General features: G+C 67.7%; 18 protein-coding genes. 13 read left to right on the plus strand and 5 right to left on the minus strand.

Annotated elements, in window-relative coordinates; all coding sequences use genetic code 11:
* Positions 1-34: 34 nt before the first annotated feature.
* Together ABE454_RS02735 and ABE454_RS02740 are read right to left on the minus strand one after the other, a co-directional pair.
* Positions 35-640 (minus strand): response regulator transcription factor, encoded by a 606-nt coding sequence (locus ABE454_RS02735; RefSeq protein WP_346528792.1) that lies wholly within the window; start codon positions 638-640, stop codon positions 35-37.
* On the minus strand, positions 637-1,899 hold the full coding sequence (locus ABE454_RS02740; protein WP_346528794.1) for an ATP-binding protein: 1,263 nt from the start codon (positions 1,897-1,899) through the stop codon (positions 637-639). The genes ABE454_RS02735 and ABE454_RS02740 overlap by 4 nt, the downstream gene beginning before the upstream one ends.
* 832 nt (positions 1,900-2,731) lie before the next feature.
* Here ABE454_RS02740 and ABE454_RS02745 point away from each other — a divergent pair.
* The 12 genes from ABE454_RS02745 to ABE454_RS02800 are packed head-to-tail and all read left to right on the plus strand — an operon-like array spanning position 2,732 to position 12,412.
* The gene (locus tag ABE454_RS02745; RefSeq protein ID WP_346528796.1) at positions 2,732-4,693 is read left to right on the plus strand and encodes a methyl-accepting chemotaxis protein; all 1,962 of its coding nucleotides are present in this window, start codon (positions 2,732-2,734) and stop codon (positions 4,691-4,693) included.
* Positions 4,693-4,974 (plus strand): STAS domain-containing protein, encoded by a 282-nt coding sequence (locus ABE454_RS02750; protein ID WP_346528798.1) that lies wholly within the window; start codon positions 4,693-4,695, stop codon positions 4,972-4,974. The genes ABE454_RS02745 and ABE454_RS02750 overlap by 1 nt, the downstream gene beginning before the upstream one ends.
* A complete protein-coding gene (locus ABE454_RS02755) occupies positions 4,971-5,336 on the plus strand; it encodes a response regulator (RefSeq protein WP_346528800.1) in 366 nt (121 codons plus the stop codon). The genes ABE454_RS02750 and ABE454_RS02755 overlap by 4 nt, the downstream gene beginning before the upstream one ends.
* A 23-nt stretch (positions 5,337-5,359) precedes the next feature.
* Positions 5,360-7,675, plus strand: a complete 2,316-nt coding sequence (locus ABE454_RS02760) for a chemotaxis protein CheA (protein ID WP_346528803.1) — start codon at positions 5,360-5,362, stop codon at positions 7,673-7,675.
* Positions 7,676-7,700: 25 nt separating this feature from the next.
* The gene (locus ABE454_RS02765; protein ID WP_430825498.1) at positions 7,701-8,162 is read left to right on the plus strand and encodes a chemotaxis protein CheW; all 462 of its coding nucleotides are present in this window, start codon (positions 7,701-7,703) and stop codon (positions 8,160-8,162) included.
* Positions 8,159-9,025, plus strand: coding sequence for a CheR family methyltransferase (locus tag ABE454_RS02770; RefSeq protein ID WP_346528806.1), 867 nt, complete (start codon positions 8,159-8,161; stop codon positions 9,023-9,025). Before ABE454_RS02765 ends, ABE454_RS02770 begins: the two co-directional genes overlap by 4 nt.
* Entirely contained in the window at positions 9,022-10,059 is a 1,038-nt protein-coding gene (locus tag ABE454_RS02775) for a protein-glutamate methylesterase/protein-glutamine glutaminase (RefSeq protein WP_346528807.1), read from the plus strand. The genes ABE454_RS02770 and ABE454_RS02775 overlap by 4 nt, the downstream gene beginning before the upstream one ends.
* A gap of 8 nt (positions 10,060-10,067) precedes the next feature.
* Positions 10,068-10,457, plus strand: coding sequence for a response regulator (locus tag ABE454_RS02780; RefSeq protein ID WP_346528810.1), 390 nt, complete (start codon positions 10,068-10,070; stop codon positions 10,455-10,457).
* Positions 10,454-11,002 (plus strand): chemotaxis protein CheD, encoded by a 549-nt coding sequence (locus ABE454_RS02785; RefSeq protein ID WP_346528813.1) that lies wholly within the window; start codon positions 10,454-10,456, stop codon positions 11,000-11,002. The genes ABE454_RS02780 and ABE454_RS02785 overlap by 4 nt, the downstream gene beginning before the upstream one ends.
* A 1-nt stretch (position 11,003) precedes the next feature.
* Complete coding sequence (locus ABE454_RS02790) at positions 11,004-11,369, plus strand: hypothetical protein (RefSeq protein ID WP_346528815.1); 366 nt, start codon at positions 11,004-11,006, stop codon at positions 11,367-11,369.
* A 3-nt stretch (positions 11,370-11,372) separates the two neighbouring features.
* Positions 11,373-11,960, plus strand: coding sequence for a response regulator (locus tag ABE454_RS02795; RefSeq protein WP_346528817.1), 588 nt, complete (start codon positions 11,373-11,375; stop codon positions 11,958-11,960).
* Positions 11,957-12,412, plus strand: coding sequence for a chemotaxis protein CheE (locus ABE454_RS02800; protein ID WP_346528819.1), 456 nt, complete (start codon positions 11,957-11,959; stop codon positions 12,410-12,412). The genes ABE454_RS02795 and ABE454_RS02800 overlap by 4 nt, the downstream gene beginning before the upstream one ends.
* Positions 12,413-12,439: 27 nt before the next feature.
* On the opposite strand, the gene ABE454_RS02805 is transcribed toward ABE454_RS02800, so the two are convergent.
* Together ABE454_RS02805 and ABE454_RS02810 are read right to left on the minus strand one after the other, a co-directional pair.
* Positions 12,440-13,699: a D-amino acid dehydrogenase gene (locus tag ABE454_RS02805; RefSeq protein ID WP_346528822.1), complete on the minus strand. Its 1,260-nt coding sequence runs from the start codon at positions 13,697-13,699 to the stop codon at positions 12,440-12,442.
* A 174-nt stretch (positions 13,700-13,873) separates the two neighbouring features.
* The gene (locus ABE454_RS02810; RefSeq protein WP_346528825.1) at positions 13,874-15,559 is read right to left on the minus strand and encodes an MFS transporter; all 1,686 of its coding nucleotides are present in this window, start codon (positions 15,557-15,559) and stop codon (positions 13,874-13,876) included.
* Positions 15,560-15,747: 188 nt separating this feature from the next.
* On the opposite strand from ABE454_RS02810, the gene ABE454_RS02815 reads away from it, so the two are divergent.
* Positions 15,748-16,671, plus strand: a complete 924-nt coding sequence (locus ABE454_RS02815) for a rhodanese-related sulfurtransferase (RefSeq protein WP_346529090.1) — start codon at positions 15,748-15,750, stop codon at positions 16,669-16,671.
* Positions 16,672-16,723: 52 nt separating this feature from the next.
* Here the strand turns inward: ABE454_RS02815 and ABE454_RS02820 are convergent, their stop codons facing one another.
* Positions 16,724-18,145, minus strand: coding sequence for a YncE family protein (locus tag ABE454_RS02820; RefSeq protein ID WP_346528827.1), 1,422 nt, complete (start codon positions 18,143-18,145; stop codon positions 16,724-16,726).
* Positions 18,146-18,153: the final 8 nt, after the last annotated feature.

Genomic DNA, 18,153 nt, shown 5'->3' on the forward strand with positions numbered 1-18,153 from the left:
GCGCCGCGCGGCCGGGGGCTGCACGACCAGACGCCTAGTCGAGCATCAGCCCCATGCGGACCAGGGCCGACAGGCTGTCGGCCTCCATCTTGGACATGACGTTGGCGCGGAAGACCTCGACCGTGCGCGGGCTGATCTTGAGGCGCAGGCCGATCTCCTTGTTGGAGAAGCCGCCGATCAGGGCGTCGAGAACCTGGCGTTCACGCGGGGTCAGGCGGGCGGCGCGTTGTAACGCCTGCTGGCGAACCTGTCGGCGAGCGTCCTGATCATCCAGCCAGGCCAGGCGTTCTTTTACGACAGCGATCAACTGTGCAGGATCAAAGGGCTTTTCAATGAAGTCGATCGCACCGGATTTCATCAACTGTACGGCCATGGAGACGTCGGCATGGCCAGTGATGACGATGACCGGCCAGGATTCCCCCCGGAGTTGGGCCAGTTTCTGAATCACTTCACCGCCGCCGACGCCGGGCATTCGCACATCGGTGATGACGCAGGCTGATGGGTCTTCGGGCAGGGCGGACAGGAAGGTCGTCCCGCTGGAGAAGCCGCAGGCGCGCAGGTTTGCGCTGTCCAGAACCCTGAGCAGGGAGTCGCGAACGGCGGAATCGTCGTCGATGACGAAGACGGGATGGTCGTTCATACGGAAGAGGTCTCCGGGATTCGGGGCAGGGTGAAGAAGAAGGCGGCGCCTCCGAGAGAATCGCTGCGGCCTACGCTCAGGGCGCCGCCGTGCCGCTCGATGATGGAGCGTGTGACGGACAGACCCAGGCCCATGCCGCCGGGTTTGGTGCTGATCATGGGCTCAAACAGACGTTGCTCATGTTCGCCGCGCAGGCCGGGTCCATTGTCCTCGATACTGATCCGATAGCCGTCGGCGACCGCGCGTCCTTTGATCTGCACCAGGGCGTCTTCGCGTCCTGAGGCCGCTTCGACGCCGTTACGGACCAGGTTGACCACGGCTTGTTGGAACTGGATGCGGTCCGCCAGCACCTGATCGCTGTCGGAGATCATGTCGATGTAGATGGCGACGCGTCTGTCCTGCCCGATCCGGGTCAGGATCGGCTTCATGTTGTCGACCATGCTGGCGGCGCGTTCATCGCTCATGGCGCCGGTTTCCAGCGTCAGGAAATCGCGGATGCGGCGGATGATATGGCCGGCGCGGAATAATTGGGCCTGGGCCAGGTCCAGGGTCTTGCGGGCATCGGCGCCGACCGGCCCCACCCTTTCCATTTCCGCACGGCTGGCGTGCAGATAGCTGGTCGCCGCACTAAGCGGTTGGTTGAGTTCATGGGCGAGAGTGGCCGCCATTTCGCCCAGAGAATTAAGACGCCATACCGTGTTCAGCTGGGTGTGCAACTCACGGGCTTGGGCTTCGGCTGCGTGTCGCAAAGTCAGGTCGACGATCCCCAGGGCGACATGGTCCCGTTTGGAGCCCCTTGGAGTCAGGTCGAAATAGATGCCCAGAGGGAAGCTGGAACCGTCAGAGCGTTGAGCTGTCCAGTATCCGGTTTCGTTGTCCAGTACGCCGGAAGCAAGACCGAGCGCGTGGATCGCCGTCATGTCGAAGCCCGAGACGAGTTCGGAGAAATGCCTGCCGCGCGCGTCGTCTTTACTGATCCGGAACATGGTCAGGGCGGTCGCATTCAACCGGGAGATCAAGCCCTCGCGCGTCAGCGTGAAGGCCGGAGTGGCCAGGAAGGCAGCGTTCAACATGGCGTCGCGTGCAGCCAGGTCGCCGGTCAGGTTTGATGTCTGCCGCCAGGCGACGAGCAGGGCCAACGCAGTCGTCAGCGTCATCGACGCCCCAAGGACGGTCAGGATGCGCGCTAAGGAAGGGAACGCCAAGGCTGAGATCAAAGACAACATGGCGCACGTCACGCAGACCAGCGCGATCGCCATTGTAAGCGGGCGACGGCGCGGCGGGGCGCTTATCTTGTTGCCATCTAGCGCTGAGTAAATCGGCCTGTCCTTATTTCCTGTTAGAAGAGTGGAAATTCTGGCTGGTTAATTTCGTTGGGATTCAACGTGAGACTGTAGGTGGTCTTGGCTTTCCCGTGCAAATTTCGATTTTGACAGCTCTTAAGTAAAACATTGTTCTGTTTGCTGATTTTGTGAAAGTAGAACGCTGTTTCGTGGCTGTAACTCATTCAATTGCTGCTCATAATTGTTTCAATCTTACTTTGCCCCGGCGCGCCGTTCATCCTGCTGGAATGAGGAATTTTACGTAGGCGGCAATTTACAATTGTTAATGATGCAGGGTGCAGAGAGAGAGCCTCAGAAGAGAGGTTTGAATGCCTTGGTATCCCGTCGCCCGGCGCCAGAACGGCGCTGTCGCGTTCCCCCGGTCGTTTCAGGAATATCCTGACGCTGTCCTGTCCCTGACGCGGTCGGGCGGCGGCGACTTGGCGCCCCGATCGCCTTTGGGGCGGAGAAGAGCATTGACGCGTCAGGACGCGGTAGACGCCGACGCGCTGCGTCCGCGCTTGAGCCGAACCCTGACTGAAGCCTGTGCGGTCCTGCATCGGCGGTTTGCGACAACGGACGACTGAGCACGGACACAAGACGCATCGGGAGAGATCCCTATCGCGTGTTGGATCGCGCCTGCGGATGACGCACGGCGGGAATGCTCCGGGTCCTTGGATTGAGACCCACGTCGATTCTCAAGAAAATCTTCACAGTGCGGAGTTATGTGAAAGTTATGCTGAGCGATCTCAAGATTGAGCAGAAGCTTATGGCGGCCTTCGCGGTCGTGATCTTGGCTATCGTCGCCATGGGGGTGACGGTCTTCATGCAGGTCAACGCTCTGGATGCGGCGCGTGTCGACCGGGCGCGCGCGGGCGAGGTCCAGCGTGAGGCCGAAAAGGCGCAATTTTACCTGACCCGGCAGGAGGCCAGCTATCGCGGCTTTCTGGTGTCGCGCGACCCCTATTATCTCCAGCGGCTGGAAGAGCACCGCCAGATTTTCAGCAAGAGCCTGGATCGCGTGGCCCAGCTGGATCGCGCCAGCGCCGGGACGGTGCGCAAGGTAAGGGCCGCCGCGGATGAGTGGAACACTCAGGTGGTTCGCCAGGGAGAGGTCCTGGTCGCGGATCAGGCAGGCTGGATGAAGGCCATCGCCATGGTTGGGCGGGATGGGGATGCGGATCGCTTCATCGATCCGGCTGAGCAGGCTCTGGCTGGACTGGTCGAGAAGAAGGTTCACGAAAGCCGCGTCTATACCGATATCCAGATGGCGGCCGCCCGTACGGCGCGCATGGTTCTGGTCGGTGGAATGGCGCTGGCGCTGGCGCTGGCCATCGCCATGGCGATGATGTTGAGCCGCACCCTGGCGCGGCCGCTGACGGCGATGACGGGGGCGATGAAGCGGCTGGCGTCGGGCGACACCTCGGTCGCCGTGCCCGCGATCGGCCGCAAGGACGAGGTCGGCCAGATGGCCGGCGCCGTTCAGACCTTCAAGGAAGCCGCCATCGCCAAGGATGCGCTGGAGGCCGAGGCCGCCGCCCAGCGCCGCGCCGTCGAGGACGAACGCGCCCGCGTCGAGGCTGAAAAGCTCAGGGCGGCCGAAGAGGACCGCGTGGCCATCACGGCGCTGGCGCAGGGGCTGGACGCCATGGCGCGGGGCGATCTGACCCACCGCATCGACGTCGCCTTCGCGCCCAAGGCGGCGCAGCTGAAGGCCGACTTCAACGAAGCCATCGCCCGGCTGGAACAGGCGGTCGCCTCCGTGACGGCCAATGTGGCGGCGATCCGCTCGGGCTCGGGCGAGATCAGCCAGGCGTCTGACGACCTGTCGCGCCGCACCGAACAGCAGGCGGCCAGTCTGGAAGAGACGGCGGCGGCGCTGGACCAGATCACCACGACGGTGAACCGCACCGCCGACGGCGCGCGTCAGGCCGCTGATGTCGTCCAGCAGGCGCGCGGCGAGGCTGAGGCCTCGGGCGCGGTCGTGGGCGAGGCGGTCGCCGCCATGACGGCCATCGAACAGTCCTCGAACCAGATCGGCGCCATCATCGGCGTGATCGACGAGATCGCCTTCCAGACCAACCTTCTGGCGCTGAACGCGGGCGTCGAGGCGGCGCGGGCGGGCGACGCCGGGCGCGGCTTTGCGGTCGTGGCGTCCGAGGTGCGGGCGCTGGCCCAGCGCTCGGCCGGGGCGGCCAAGGAGATCAAGGCCCTGATCACCGCCTCCAGCCGTCAGGTCGAACAGGGCGTCAGCCTGGTCGGCCGCGCGGGCGAGGCCCTGGGCCGCATCGTCGCCGAGGTGGCGCAGATCAATGATCTGGTGTCCGAAATCTCGGCCTCGGCCCAGGAGCAGGCGACCGGCCTGCAACAGGTCAACACCGCCGTGAACCAGATGGATCAGGTCACGCAGCAAAATGCGGCCATGGTCGAGCAATCGACGGCGGCCAGCCACTCCCTGACGCAGGAAGCCGATGTGCTGGCGGCCTCGGTGGCCCACTTCCGCACGACGCGCGCGGCGGCGCCCGCCCGCGCGGCGGCGAAGACAGCGGCTGCGCCAAAGGCTGCGGCGCCGGTCGCAACGGCCACGCCCAAGGCGGCTGAACCGGAGGCGGAGCCGACGGCCCGCACGCCGCGTCCGGTCGCCGAGACGGTGGCGGCCCTGCGCACCATGGGACGCGGCGGCGCGGCCCTGAAACCCGAGATCATTGAAGACGGCTGGGAGGAGTTCTGATGACGCAGACGGTCGTTCTGGAACCTGTTCTGGACCTGCGCGCGGCCGAGCCGCTGAAGGCGGCGCTGCTGGCGGCGCGGGGAGGGGATGCCGCGCTGGACGGTTCGGCCGTCGAGCGGCTGGGCGGCCTGTGCCTTCAGGTGCTGCTGTCGGCGCTGCGAACCTGGCGCGCTGACGGTCATGTTTTGACGTTCGTCAATGTTTCCGAAGCTTTGACCAGCCAATGGAGCGCATTCGGCGCTTCGCCTTCCGACCTTTCCGCACAGGACGCTGCACAATGATCAAGACCGTTCTGACCGTCGATGATTCACGCACCATGCGCGACATGCTGATGCTGGCGTTGAAGGACGCGGGCTATCGCGTGGTTCAGGCCGAGGACGGCGTGCACGGGCTGGAGGTGCTTCAGGCCGAAAATCCCGACATCGTCATCACCGACATCAACATGCCGCGCATGGACGGTTTCGGCTTCATCGAAGGGATGCGGGCGGACCCGGCGTTCAGCGCCGTGCCCGTGCTGGTCCTGACGACCGAGAGCGACGCGGCCAAGAAGCAGCGCGCGCGTGAGGCCGGGGCCACCGGCTGGATAGTCAAGCCGTTTGATCCGGTGCGTCTGGTCGACGCCGTGCGCCGCGTGGCGGCTTAAGGGAAAAGGGGGCGCGTCCGGCGATGAGCGACGATCCGTTCGAGGCGATCAAGGCGACGTTCTTTCAGGAATGTGAAGAACTGCTCGCCGATCTGGAAAGCAATCTGCTGACGCTGGAGTCCGGCTCGACGGACATCGAGGTCATCAACGCCGTGTTCCGCGCCGTCCATTCGGTCAAGGGCGGGGCGGGCGCCTTCGGACTGGAGGAACTGGTCCGCTTCGCCCACGTCTTCGAGACGCTGATGGATGAGCTGCGCTCGGGCCGCAAGCCGTGCGACGAGCCGACGGTGAAGACGCTGCTGCGCGCCGCCGACGTGCTGGCCGACCACGTCGCCGCCGCGCGCGGCGCAGGCCCGGCCGTCGATCCGGCCCGCTCGGCCGGGCTGGTCGCCGAACTGGAGATGCTGACCCACGGCGGCGCCGCCCCGGTCGCGGCGGCCGAGCCGGAAGAGGACGATTTCGGCTTTACCCCCGTCGCTATGGATCTGGGGGCGTTCGAGGCCCCGGCGGGGCTGCCGGACCTGCCCGATCTGCCGCCCCTGCCTGATCTGGCCGCGCTGGCGCCGTCGGTTGAGCCGGCGCCGCTGACGGACCTGACGGAGCCGGTCGGCGCGAACGGCTGGAAGGTCGTCTTCCGCCCGCACCCGCGCCTCTACGCCAGCGCCAATGAGACGGGGCTGCTGCTGCGCGAACTGGGCCGTCTTGGGCCGATGCGCGTGCAGATGGACGACAGCGGCCTGCCCATGCTGGACGCGCTGGAGCCGACCGACAGCCATCTGATCTGGACCATCGAACTGGACGGCGACGCCAGCGAGGCCGAGGTGCGCGAGGTCTTCGACTTCGTGGAGATGGATTGCGATCTCAGCGTCACGCGGCTGTCCGGCGACGATGGGATCGATGCTGCGCCTGCGGCTGTTGAGGCGGAAAGCGACGTCTCGGCGCTGGCCCGCGCGGCGTCGTCGGAACTGGATATCGCCGCCCTGCTGGCCTCGGTCGGCGCGGCGACGACGCAAGCCGCTGCGCCGGTCGTTGCGGCGCCTGTTGCGGCTCCTGAGCCTGCAGCCCCTGCGCCGGTCGCGGTCAAACCGGCGGCGCCGGTCGTCGCGGCGGCTCCGACAGCGCCTGCAGCTGCGGCGCCCGTGACCATCCGCGTCGATCTGGAGCGGGTGGACCGTCTGATCAATGCGGTCGGCGAACTGGTCATCCAGCAGGCCATGCTGGCGCAGCGCGTGACCGAGAGCGGCCTGAACCGGTCCTCGGACATCGGCCTGGGTCTGGAAGACCTGGAACTGCTGACGCGCGAGATTCAGGACAGCGTCATGGCCATCCGCGCCCAGCCGGTAAAGTCGGTGTTCCAGCGGATGCCGCGTCTGGTGCGCGAGGCGGCCGAGGCGACCGGCAAGAAGGTCAAACTGGTCACGTCCGGCGAGGACACCGAGGTCGACAAGACCGTCATCGAACGCCTGTCCGACCCGATCACCCACATGCTGCGCAACGCCATCGATCACGGGCTGGAAGGCCCGGCGGACCGTCTGGCGGCGGGCAAGCCGGAAGAGGGGACGGTGCGTCTGGCCGCCCTGCACCGCTCGGGCCGGATCGTCATCGAGATCTCCGACGACGGCAAGGGCATCAACCGTCCGCGCGTGAAGGGCATCGCCGTCGAGCGCGGCCTGATCGCAGAGGATGCAGTGCTGTCGGACGACGAGATCGACAACCTGATCTTCCTGCCCGGTTTTTCCACGGCGACCGAGGTGTCGGACCTGTCGGGCCGGGGCGTCGGCATGGACGTGGTGCGTCGCTCGATCCAGTCGCTGGGCGGGCGCATCTCCATCGCCTCCAATCCGGGCAAGGGCTCGACCTTCACCCTCAGCCTGCCGCTGACGCTGGCGGTGCTGGACGGCATGGTGGTCGGCGCCGATGAGCAGACGCTGGTCGCGCCGCTGGCCGCCATCGTCGAGAGCCTGACGCCGAACGAGGCCGATATCCATTACGTCGGCGGCGTCGATCCGGTGCTGCGCTTCCGCGAGGCCTTCGTGCCGCTGGTGGACGTGGCGCAGGTCATGGGCTTCCGCGACGCGCCGACGCCGCTGAAGGGCGGGGTGGTGATGATCGTCGAGACCGAAAGCCGCCAGCGCGCGGCCCTGCTGGTCGACGCCATCCACGGCCAGCGTCAGGTCGTCATCAAGAGCCTGGAATCCAACTACCGCCACGTCGAGGGCGTGGCTGCGGCCACCATTCTGGGCGACGGCCGCGTGGCCCTGATCCTGGATATCGACGCCCTTGTAACGGCCAAGCGTACCCGAACCCCGTCACGTTCCGACCTGCAGATGGCGAGCTGAGACCATGACCCCGATTGAGCAATCCTTGACCCCCAATGTCGCCGGGACCGATCGCGAGCTGATCGCCTTCCGCATCGGCGAGCAGGAATTCTGCGTCGACATCATGAATGTACGCGAGATCCGCGGCTGGACCCCGGCCACGCCCCTGCCGCGCTCGCCCGTCTATATGAAGGGCGTCATCAACCTGCGCGGCGTGGTGCTGCCGATCATTGATCTGGGCGCGCGTTTCGGTCTGGTCACGACCGAGCCGACCGAGCGTCACGTCATCATGGTGGCCCATGTCGGCTCGCGCCTTGTCGGCCTGCTGGTCGATGCGGTGTCGGACATCGTGCAGTTGTCGGACGCGGCCATCCAGCCGACGCCGGACGTGGCCAGCGATCAGGTGAAGGCCTTCGTGAAGGGCATCTTCGCCGTCGAGGGCGGCCGGATGATCAGCCTGATCGACCTGGATCACGTCCTGCCGGAAAGCGAGGCCGAAGCCGCATGACGACCGTCGCCGGGCGGGAAGCGCTGGTCGAAGGCGAGTTCGTCTTCACCGCCGATGATTTCCGCCACATCGCCCAGACCCTGCACGCCCATGCCGGCATCGCCCTCAGCGAGGGCAAGGCGGCGCTGGTCTATTCGCGGCTGGCCAAGCGGCTGCGCCTGCTGGGGCTGCGCAGTTTCCGTGACTATTGCGCCCTGATCGACGGCGCGGAGGGCGTGGACGAGCGTCAGGCGATGATGGCGGCCCTGACGACCAACGTCACCCGCTTCTACCGCGAGCCGCATCACTTCGATCACCTTCGCGACAGGGTGATGCCGGAACTGGCCGCGCGGGCGCGGGCGGGCGGGCGGGTGCGCCTGTGGTCGGCCGCCTGCTCGAACGGGCAGGAGCCGTATTCGATGGCGATGACCGTGCTGGACGTCCTGCCGGAAGCGGCCGATCTGGACGTGCGCATCCTGGCCACCGACATCGACCCCAACATGGTCGCCGAGGGCGCGGCGGGCGTCTATTCCGAAGACCTGCTGGCCCCGGTCCCGGCGGCGTCGCGCAGGCATTTCGAGCCGGTGGCGGGCGCGCCCGGCCGGTTCAGCGCCGATGCGGCCCTGCGGCGTCTGGTGACGTTCAAGGAGCTGAACCTGATCGGCGACTGGCCGATGCGCGGCCGCTTCGACGTCATCTTCTGCCGCAATGTGGTGATCTATTTCGACGACGCGACGCAGGAGAGGATCTGGAGCCGCTTCGCCCCGATCATGACCCCCGGCGGCGTTCTCTATATCGGCCATTCCGAGCGGGTGACGGGACCGGCGGCGCAGCTGCTGCAGCCTGCGGGCCTGACCACCTACGTCAAGGAGGGGGCGGCATGAGCGCCATTTCCGTCCTGGTGGTGGACGACAGCGCCACCATGCGCAGCCTGATCAGCGCCGTGCTGCGCCGCGATCCTGAGGTCAATGTGGTCGGCACGGCCGCCGATCCGCTGGAGGCGCGCGCGAAGATCAAGGAACTGAACCCCGACGTCATCACCCTGGACGTCGAGATGCCCAATATGAACGGGCTGGAGTTCCTGGAGAAGATCATGCGGCTGCGGCCCATGCCGGTGGTCATGGTCTCGACCCTGACGCAGGCGGGGACCGATGTGACGCTGGCGGCGCTGGAGGTCGGGGCGGTCGACGCCGTGGCCAAGCCCGCGCCGGGCGTGCCCGCCGCCGAGGCCTTCGCCGATCTGGCCGAAAAGGTGAAGATCGCCGCGCGCTCGCGCGTCCGTCCGCTGGAAACGCGCACGGTCAAGGGGCATGAGGGCGCCTATCAGGCCGCGCCCGAACATGTGCTGGCGATCGGTTCGTCGACCGGCGGGGTCGAGGCCCTGCTGACCATACTGTCGGCCTTTCCCGCCGACTGCCCGGCGACGATCATCACCCAGCACATGCCCGCCAGCTTCACCCGCAGTTTCGCCGCGCGTCTGAACAAGGCGTCGGCCGCCACGGTGACGGAGGCCGAGGACGGCGCCCCGCTGAAGCCGGGCCATATCTATCTGGCGCCGGGCGGCGAGACGCATCTGGCCGTATCGGGCGGGCGCTGCCGTCTGGTCGTCGCCGATCCGGTCAACGGACACCGGCCCTCGGTCGATGTGCTGTTCGGCTCGGTCGCCCAGCTGGGCCGTCCGATGACGGGCGTCATCCTGACCGGCATGGGCAAGGACGGGGCCAAGGGGCTGCTGGCCATGCGTCAGGCGGGCGCCCGCACCCTGGGCCAGGACGAGGCGTCCTGCGTCGTCTACGGCATGCCGCGAGCCGCCTTTGAGCTGGGCGCCGTCGAGCGCCAGCTGCCCCTGTCCCGCATGGCCCCGGCCATTCTTGAAAGCTGCGCGGTCCGTGCGGCTTCCTCTTCATCCGTCGCGTAAGGACGATCATGCCCGCCGCCTCCTCCATCCGCACCCTTGTCGTTGATGACCAGCTGACGATGCGTTCCCTTGTCCGCGCCAGTCTGCAGCAGATCGGCGTGCGCGAGATCGAAGAGGCGCCAGACGGCGAGGCGGCCCTGCGTTCGCTGCTGGTCCAGCCGGTGCATCTGGTGATCTCGGACTTCAACATGCCCAATCTGGACGGCCTCAGCCTGCTGCGGGCCATCCGGGCTCACCCGCCGATCTCGAAGACGGCCTTCATCATGCTGACCGGCCGGGCCGACCGCGAACTGGTCCAGCGCGCCGTGCAGTTCGGCGTGAACAACTATCTGGTCAAACCCTTCACCACCGCCCAGCTGAAAGAGAAGCTGGAAGCGGTGTTCGGCCCGCTGACGTGATCGGCGCGGCCGCTCAGCAGCCGGTCGAGCGGCGCGTGCACGTGGGGCAGGGCGATCACTATGTGTCGTCCGATCCCGACGTCGTGCTGACGACGGTTCTGGGCAGCTGCGTGGCCCTGTGCCTGCGGGATCCGGCAGCCGGGGTCGGCGGGATGAACCACTTCCTGCTGCCCGAGGGCGCGGGGGCGGACTCCGGCGCCGGGCACCGCTATGGGGCCTATCTGATGGAAGTCCTCATCAATGACGTGCTGAAGGCGGGCGGTCGGCGCGACCGGCTGGAGGCCAAGCTGTTCGGCGGGGGGCGCATGTTCGACGCCCTGACCGACATCGGCGCGGCCAACGCCGCCTTCGCCGAGCGCTTCATGGCCGATGAGGGCATCGCCGTCGTCGGCGGCAGTCTGAGGGGCGCCGGAGGGCGTCGACTTCATTATTGGCCGGTCAGCGGTCGGGCGCGGCAACGCGCGGTGAGCGATCAGGCGGCCCTGCCGCCCTCGACGCCGCGCACGCCGCCTCTGGCCAGCGCCGGGGATCTGGAGCTGTTCTGAAATGGCCGAGACAGACCATCGCGACCTGCTGACCGCCATGGCGGCGGAACTGGCGGACATCCGCGCCGGAATAGAGGCGGCGGGCGGACTGGTGTCCGAAGTCCTGCGTCAGCTGCCGCCCGGGACGCGGCTGGGCTATCTGACGCGCAGCCAGACGTTCGACGTCCTGACCCAGCGGGTCGAGGCGCTGGCCGGTCTGGCGCAGGCCGTGGCCGAGGATCAGCCGATGGACACCGCCCTGGCCGCCCTGCCGCTGGCCGAGATGGCCGAACGGATGCAGGAGACGGCTCACCGCGCCCGACGCCCCGCCGCCGATGCGGAGCGCGACGAGCCCGCCCGCGCGGCGGGCGAACTGCACCTGTTCTGAGCCATGGCCGAAGACCGCATCAATCTGGAGCAGTCGACGGTCCTGCTGATCGATGACACGCCGCAGGCGCTGGATATGCTGGGCTCGATCTTCCAGGGCTTCGGCGTGCGCGAGCAGGTCAAATGCGCCTCGGCCGTCGAGGCGGTGAAGGTGCTGCAGCAGCGCACGGTCGATCTGATCGTCATCGACTGCGCCGACCCGGAGATGGACGGCTACGCCTTCACCCGCTGGCTGCGGCGCGACACGCCCGCGCCCATGCGCCACACGCCGGTCATCCTGGTGACGGGCCACGCCTCTCAGGCCAAGGTGCAGGAGGGGCGCGACTGCGGCGTCAGCTTCGTCATCACCAAGCCCCTGACGCCTGCGGTGCTGCTGAAGCGCATCCTGTGGCTGGGCGCGGACCAGCGCGAGTTCATCGAGTGCGAGACCTATGTCGGCCCCGACCGGCGCGTGCGTAACTTCGGCCCGCCGGTGGGCATGGCCGGGCGGCGCAAGGGCGACCTGTCCGCCCACGTCGGCCACGCGGTCGAGGAGAATATGGATCAGGCCGACATCGACATGCTGCTGAAGCCGCAGAGGGTGTCGCTGTGATCGACGGGCCGAAGATCGAGAAGGTCACGACCCGTCTGGCGCAGCAGATGGCCCAGCCGGGCGGCCGCACTCTGGTCGATGTCGAACGCCGCGCCAGGGAGCGGCTGGTCCGTCACAAGGGCGAGGTCATGGCCGGGATCGATGCCGCCATCGTCGAGCTGGAGGGCCTGTGCGCCGCCCGGCCGGACGGGGCTGCGGCCGAAGTCTATCGGCTGGCGTCGCGGGTGCTGGATCTGGCGGGGTTCTTTGATACGGGGCCGCTGTTTGAGGCGGGCTACAGTCTGGCCGATGTGGCGGACCGGATGGCCGTCGCCGACGCCTGGGACTGGCCGTCGGTCGAGGTGCATGTCCAGGCCCTGCGTCTGATCCTCAACGGCGGCTGCGAACGCAATGCGGCGACCGACCGGATGCTGGCCGGTCTGAAAGCCGTCGCCGTCAAAACCCGCACCTGAACCCTTCTCCCACAAGGGGAGAAGGATTTAGCGTCCGTAGCGGGCGATGCCGAGGTCGGCGGATTCGATGTCGGGGGTGCGGCCGTCGATGATGTCGGCGATGACGCGGGCCGAGCCGCAGGCCATCGTCCAGCCCAGCGTGCCGTGGCCCGTGTTCAGGAACAGATTGTCCAGCTTAGTCCGGCCGATGACGGGCGTGCCGTCCGGCGTCATCGGGCGCAGGCCGGACCAGAAGGTCGCCGCCTTCAGGTCGCCCGAGCCGGGGAACAGCGAGCCGACCGAATGCTCCAGCGTATTGCGGCGGCGCTCGGGCAGGGCGTCGGAGAAGCCGGCGATCTCGGCCATGCCGCCGACGCGGATGCGGTCGCCCAGACGGGTGATGGCCACCTTGTAGCTCTCGTCCATGATGGTCGAGACGGGGGCGGCGGGCTCATTGATGATCGGGGCGGTGATCGAATAGCCCTTCACCGGATAGACCGGCAGGGTCATGCCCAGCGGCTTGACCATCATCGGCGAATAGGAACCCAGCGCCAGCACATAGGCGTCGGCCGTGACCACGCCCTTGTCCGTCTTGACGCCGGTGATGCGGCCGCTCTCGGCGATCAGGGCCTGAATGGTCGTGCCGTACTGGAACGTCACGCCCTGCGACGCCGCCGCATGATCGGCCACGGCGTTGGTGAATTTGAAGCAGTCGCCCGTTTCGTCGCGCGGCAGGCGCAGGCCGCCGACGAACAGGTCGCGCGTGGCCTTCAGCCCCGGCTCGGCGCGGATGCAGCCGTCCTGATCCAGCACTTCGAACGGCACGCCGCCTTCGCGCAGGACCTCGGTGTCCTTGTAGATGCCGTCCAGCTGTTTCTGCGTGCGGAACAGCTGCAGCGTGCCCTGGGTGCGGTGGTCGTACTCAAGGCCCAGTTCATCGTTCAGTTCGGTCTGCACGACCTGGCTGTATTCGGCCAGACGCACCATCCGCGCCTTGTTCAGCGCATAGCGGCCCGAGGTGCAGTTGCGCAGCAGCGCCAGCAGCCAGCGCACGGTCGGGGCGTTGATCTGGGGGTGCAGGATCAGCGGGGCGTGGCGCATGAACAGCCACTTTACAGCCTTGGCGGGAATGCCCGGCGCCGCCCACGGCGAGGAATAGCCGGGCGAAATCTCGCCCGCATTGGCGAAGCTGGTCTCCAGCGCCGGGCCGCTCTGGCGGTCGATGACGGTGACTTCATGCCCCTGGCGGGCCAGGTAGTGGGCGGTGGTCACGCCGATGACGCCGGCGCCGAGGATTGCGATCTTCATATACTTGACCTTACGCGAACCAGACGCGTGGCCTCCTAGAACAGATTTTGCAGCCCTTGTGCAAGTCGCAGTTTGTGTGCGCCGCAGTATTGGCCGAGGGCGCACGGACCCGCTGTGACTAACCGGCCACGGTCGATTATTTGCTCATGATATCAGGCAGGCGTGAAAACCCGCCTATGAAGACCGTGTGGGGTCGGTCAAAGGCTCTCCGAAATGGCGGTCGCCGTGCAGATTCGCGGCCAGGGGCGCGGTGGTGCGCTCGATCATGCGATGGACGACGGGCTTGTCCGGCCCTTGATGCAGGGCGCGGATGCTTTCGTTGACGGCGGCGTCGGCGTGGGTGATCCGCTGGTTGTGCCGGATGTAGTCCAGCCAGGTCGGCGTCTGGTATTTTTCAACCCAGACGTCAGGCTCGGCCAGATCGCGCATCAGATGCCACTGGCGCGCGCCGTCGCGGCGGCGGATGCGGCGCCGCTCGTCCATCAGGGCCAGGAAGGCGTCGATGTCCTCTTCGCGGATACGGTAGGCGATGGTGACGACCACGGGGCCGCTGCGGGGTTCGATCGCCAGCGTCGTCTGCGGCTCGGTCCAGCGGCGCAGCAGGTCCATGTTCAGATTGGCGGTCGAGGGCAGGGGCACCTTCAGCCCGATCAGCACGCACAGCGTCAGCACGCCCGCCGACACGGCCAGCGCCGTCTCAACGCCATAGGTCTGGGCCAGACCGCCCCACAGCCAGCTGCCGCCCGCCATGCCGCCGAAGGCCGCCATCTGATAAAGCGCCAGCGCCCGCGCCACGACCCAGCGCGGCACCGACATCTGCACCGTGACATTGAAGCTGGACAGCACCAGCACCCAGCCCGCCCCGGCGATCATCAGCGCAGGCAGCGTCACCACCAGCCAGGGCGCATAGCCCAGCCCCAGCGCCGCCGCCGCAAAGGCCAGCGCGGCGACGCGGACGATGGTCTCCGTCTCATATTTCGCACGCAGCTGGCCGACGAACAGGGCGCCGCCCACGGCGCCGACGCCGAACGATCCCAGCAGCAGACCGAACACCAGCGGTCCGCCGCCGCTCTCACGCGCGACCACGGGCATCAGGGCCTGTATGGCGCTGGCCCCCACGCCGAACACCACGGCGCGCAGCAGCACCGCCGTCACGCGCGGCGACAGGAAGGCGTAGCGCACCCCGCCCGCCATCGCGGGCAGCAGACGCTCGCGCGGCAGGGTCTGTTTGGGGCGCTCGGGCTTCCAGCGGAACAGGACGATCAGCAGGCCCAGATAACTGAAGGCGTTGACGGCGAAGGCCGCCGCCGCGCCCGCTGCGGCCACGATCAGGCCGCCCAGCGCCGGGCCGACGCTGCGGGCCATGTTGAAGCCCATGGAGTTCAGGGTCACGGCCCCGGCCAGATCCTGACGCGGGACCATGTCGCCGACCGACGCCTGCCATGCCGGGCCGTTGAAGGCCGTGCCGCAGCCGATCAGGAAGGTGAAGGTCAGCAGCACCCACGGCGTGATCCAGCCCATCCACGTCATCGCCGCCAGGCCCGCCGAAACCAGCAGCATGAAGGTCTGGGCCGCCAGCATGATCTTGCGTCGGTCCACCGTGTCGGCCAGCGCCCCGGCCGCCAGCGACAGCAGCATGATCGGCAGGGTGACGGACGCCTGCACCAGAGCCGTCATCTGGGCCGAGGCGATGGAAGTCATCATCCACGCCGCGCCGACCGACTGGATCAGACCGCCGAAATTGGTGATCAGGCTGGTGATCCACACCGCCCGGAAGATCGGGTGCCGCAACGGCGCCAGGGCCGAAACCCGTGCGGGCGGGGGTGGAGGCGTGGATGTAGCGGCGTCGGTCGAACTCATGCGGGGCGCGTCCTCGCACGGACGATACGGAGCGAACGGGAACCGACAACGACCATCTGGCCAATCCACACGGCTTCGACGCCGGACGCAAGCGATGACACGGTCACTCTCGGTTCCATATTATTGGCGTCGCAGGAGACGGCGCCCGGGGCTATAGGAAGGCCGTGACCGCATCCGATGTTCCCGCCATGACGCCTTTCACCGTCGCCGCCCTGTATCGTTTCGCCCCCGTGGCCGACCCGGCGGCGCTGCGCCTGCACCTGCTGGACCTGTGCGGGGATGATGTGCGCGGCACGCTTCTGGTGGCGCATGAGGGCATAAACGGCACCATCGCCGGGCCGGAAGCCGACATCGCCCGCGTCATCGACGGCGTGCGCGCCCTGCCGGGCTTCGAGCGGCTGGAGCTGAAATATTCGACCGCCTCGGCCATGCCCTTCCACCGCATGAAGGTGCGGGTGAAGGCCGAGATCGTCACCATGGGCCAGCCGGACATCGACCCGGTCGAGGGCGTCGGAACCTATGTCTCGGCTCAGGACTGGAACGCCCTGATCGCCGACCCGGACACGGTCGTCATCGACACCCGCAACGACTATGAGGGCGAGATCGGCGCCTTTGCCGGCGCGGTCCAGCCCAACACCCGCACCTTCCGCGAGTTCGCCGACTGGTTCCGCACCGAGGGCCGCGCCCTGCTGGACCGACCGACCCCGCCCAAGGTCGCTATGTACTGCACCGGGGGCATCCGCTGCGAAAAGGCGACCGCCTTCCTGAAGGCCGAGGGGGTGCGCGACGTGCATCACCTTGAGGGCGGCATCCTGAAATATCTGGAGACGGTGCCGGAGCCGGAAAGCCTGTGGCGCGGCGAATGCTTCGTCTTCGACGAGCGGGTGTCCGTGGGCCATGGACTGGTCGAGGGCGACCACGCCCTGTGCCGCGCCTGCCGGATGCCGGTCAGCCCCGAGGGCCGCCGTTCGCCGCGCTATGTCGAAGGCGTATCCTGCGACCGCTGCCACGACAGCCGTGACGCGGCACAGCGCGAGGGTTACGCCGAGCGGCAGAAGCAGATGGAGATCGCCCGCGCCCGCGGCGTGGCGCATGTGGGAAACAGGCAATAAAAAAGCCCCCGCGCGATGCGCGAGGGCTTTTTCCCGGTCATAGGGGGCTGGCTTACCGCGCGGGGCGGATGCGCATGACCGAGTCGTTGCCGTCGGTGGTCCAGCCGGACTTGACGGCGACATAGACGTTGCCGCGACCGTCGGTCGAGACGTGGTTGGCCACCGGCGGAGCCGGCAGGTTGGCGACGATGCGGCCGTCGACGTCCGTGACCGGCACCGTGCCTGCGCCGAAGGTGCTGATGAAGACGCGACGCGACTTCGGCTCGAACACCACGTTCAGGGCGCCTGCGCCGACCGGCGTGTCGGCCACGACCGAGCCGTCCGAACCGTTCAGCACTACCAGGTTGTCGGAGCCCTGGCCGACGGCGAAGATGCGGTCGGTCTGCGGGTCGTGCGAGACGCCGATCACGGCGCGCGCGCCCGGCACGGGGAAGACGTTCAGGACGGTGTCGTTGGCGGCGTCGATGACCGCGACCTCATTGGTCGAGTTCGAGGCCACATACAGACGACGCGACGCCGGATCATAGGAGACGCTGGCGGCCGAGAAGTTGCCGCCGCGAACGGTCGAGTCGATCTTGATGCGCTTGGCGACGCTCAGGGAGGCGGTGTCGAACACCACGACTTCCGGCTGGAAGGTGGCGCTGACGTAGGCCTTGCCGTGCTCCTGGTCGATGACGACGTCGCGGGCGTGGTTGACCGTGCCCGGCTCGAACTGGCGCACCAGGGCCAGGTCCGACTGACGATAGACGGCGACCGTGTTCTGGCGGCTGTTCGTCACCCAGACGGTGTCGTTGGCGTCATCGACGCCGACGCCGTAGACGGCGAAGACGCCGCCGTCCTGAACCTGGCCGTCACGGCCCGGGCGGCCCGGCGCGGCGGCCGGGGTGATGCGGGCTTCGACCGCCAGGGTGTCGGCGTTCAGGCGCAGCAGTTCCGACTGGCTGACCGGCGGACGGCCGACGGCCGAGGCGGCGAAGACGGCGTTGCGCTTGGCGCTGTAGGCGGTCTGATACAGGCCGCGCGTCGGCTGGACGCTGGTGATCCGATAGGCCGACTGGTTCGACAGCGGCACGTCCGGCGAGATCTTCAGATTGGCCAGGACGGCGTTGTAGGGCGATTGCGACACCGCCACGATCGGGTGGTTGCCCGGCTGGGCGCTGGCCGGGATCGTCAGGCGGGTTTCAAACCCGCCCTCGGCATTGGCCGTGATCGCGCCGGTCGACAGGGCGGTCTGGCCGTACATCAGCACGACGCTCTGGCCCGGACGGAAGCCGCGGCCGGTGGCGACGACGTCGCTGCCCGGAACGACAGGCTTGCCGCGCTCGGCGCCGGCGAAGCTGACCTGGCCCTCCTGGGTGCGCTCGGGCGCCGAGAAGAGGGCCTGGGCCGAAGCGACCGCCGGAACCGCAGCAGCCGAGGCCGCCAGAAGGGCGCCGAAAGCGGCGCCGCGAAGGGATTTGCTCGAGATGGTCATGATCGCAG

The organism is Brevundimonas diminuta, assembly GCF_039673845.1.
GTDB classification, from domain to species: Bacteria; Pseudomonadota; Alphaproteobacteria; order Caulobacterales; family Caulobacteraceae; genus Brevundimonas; species Brevundimonas diminuta_E.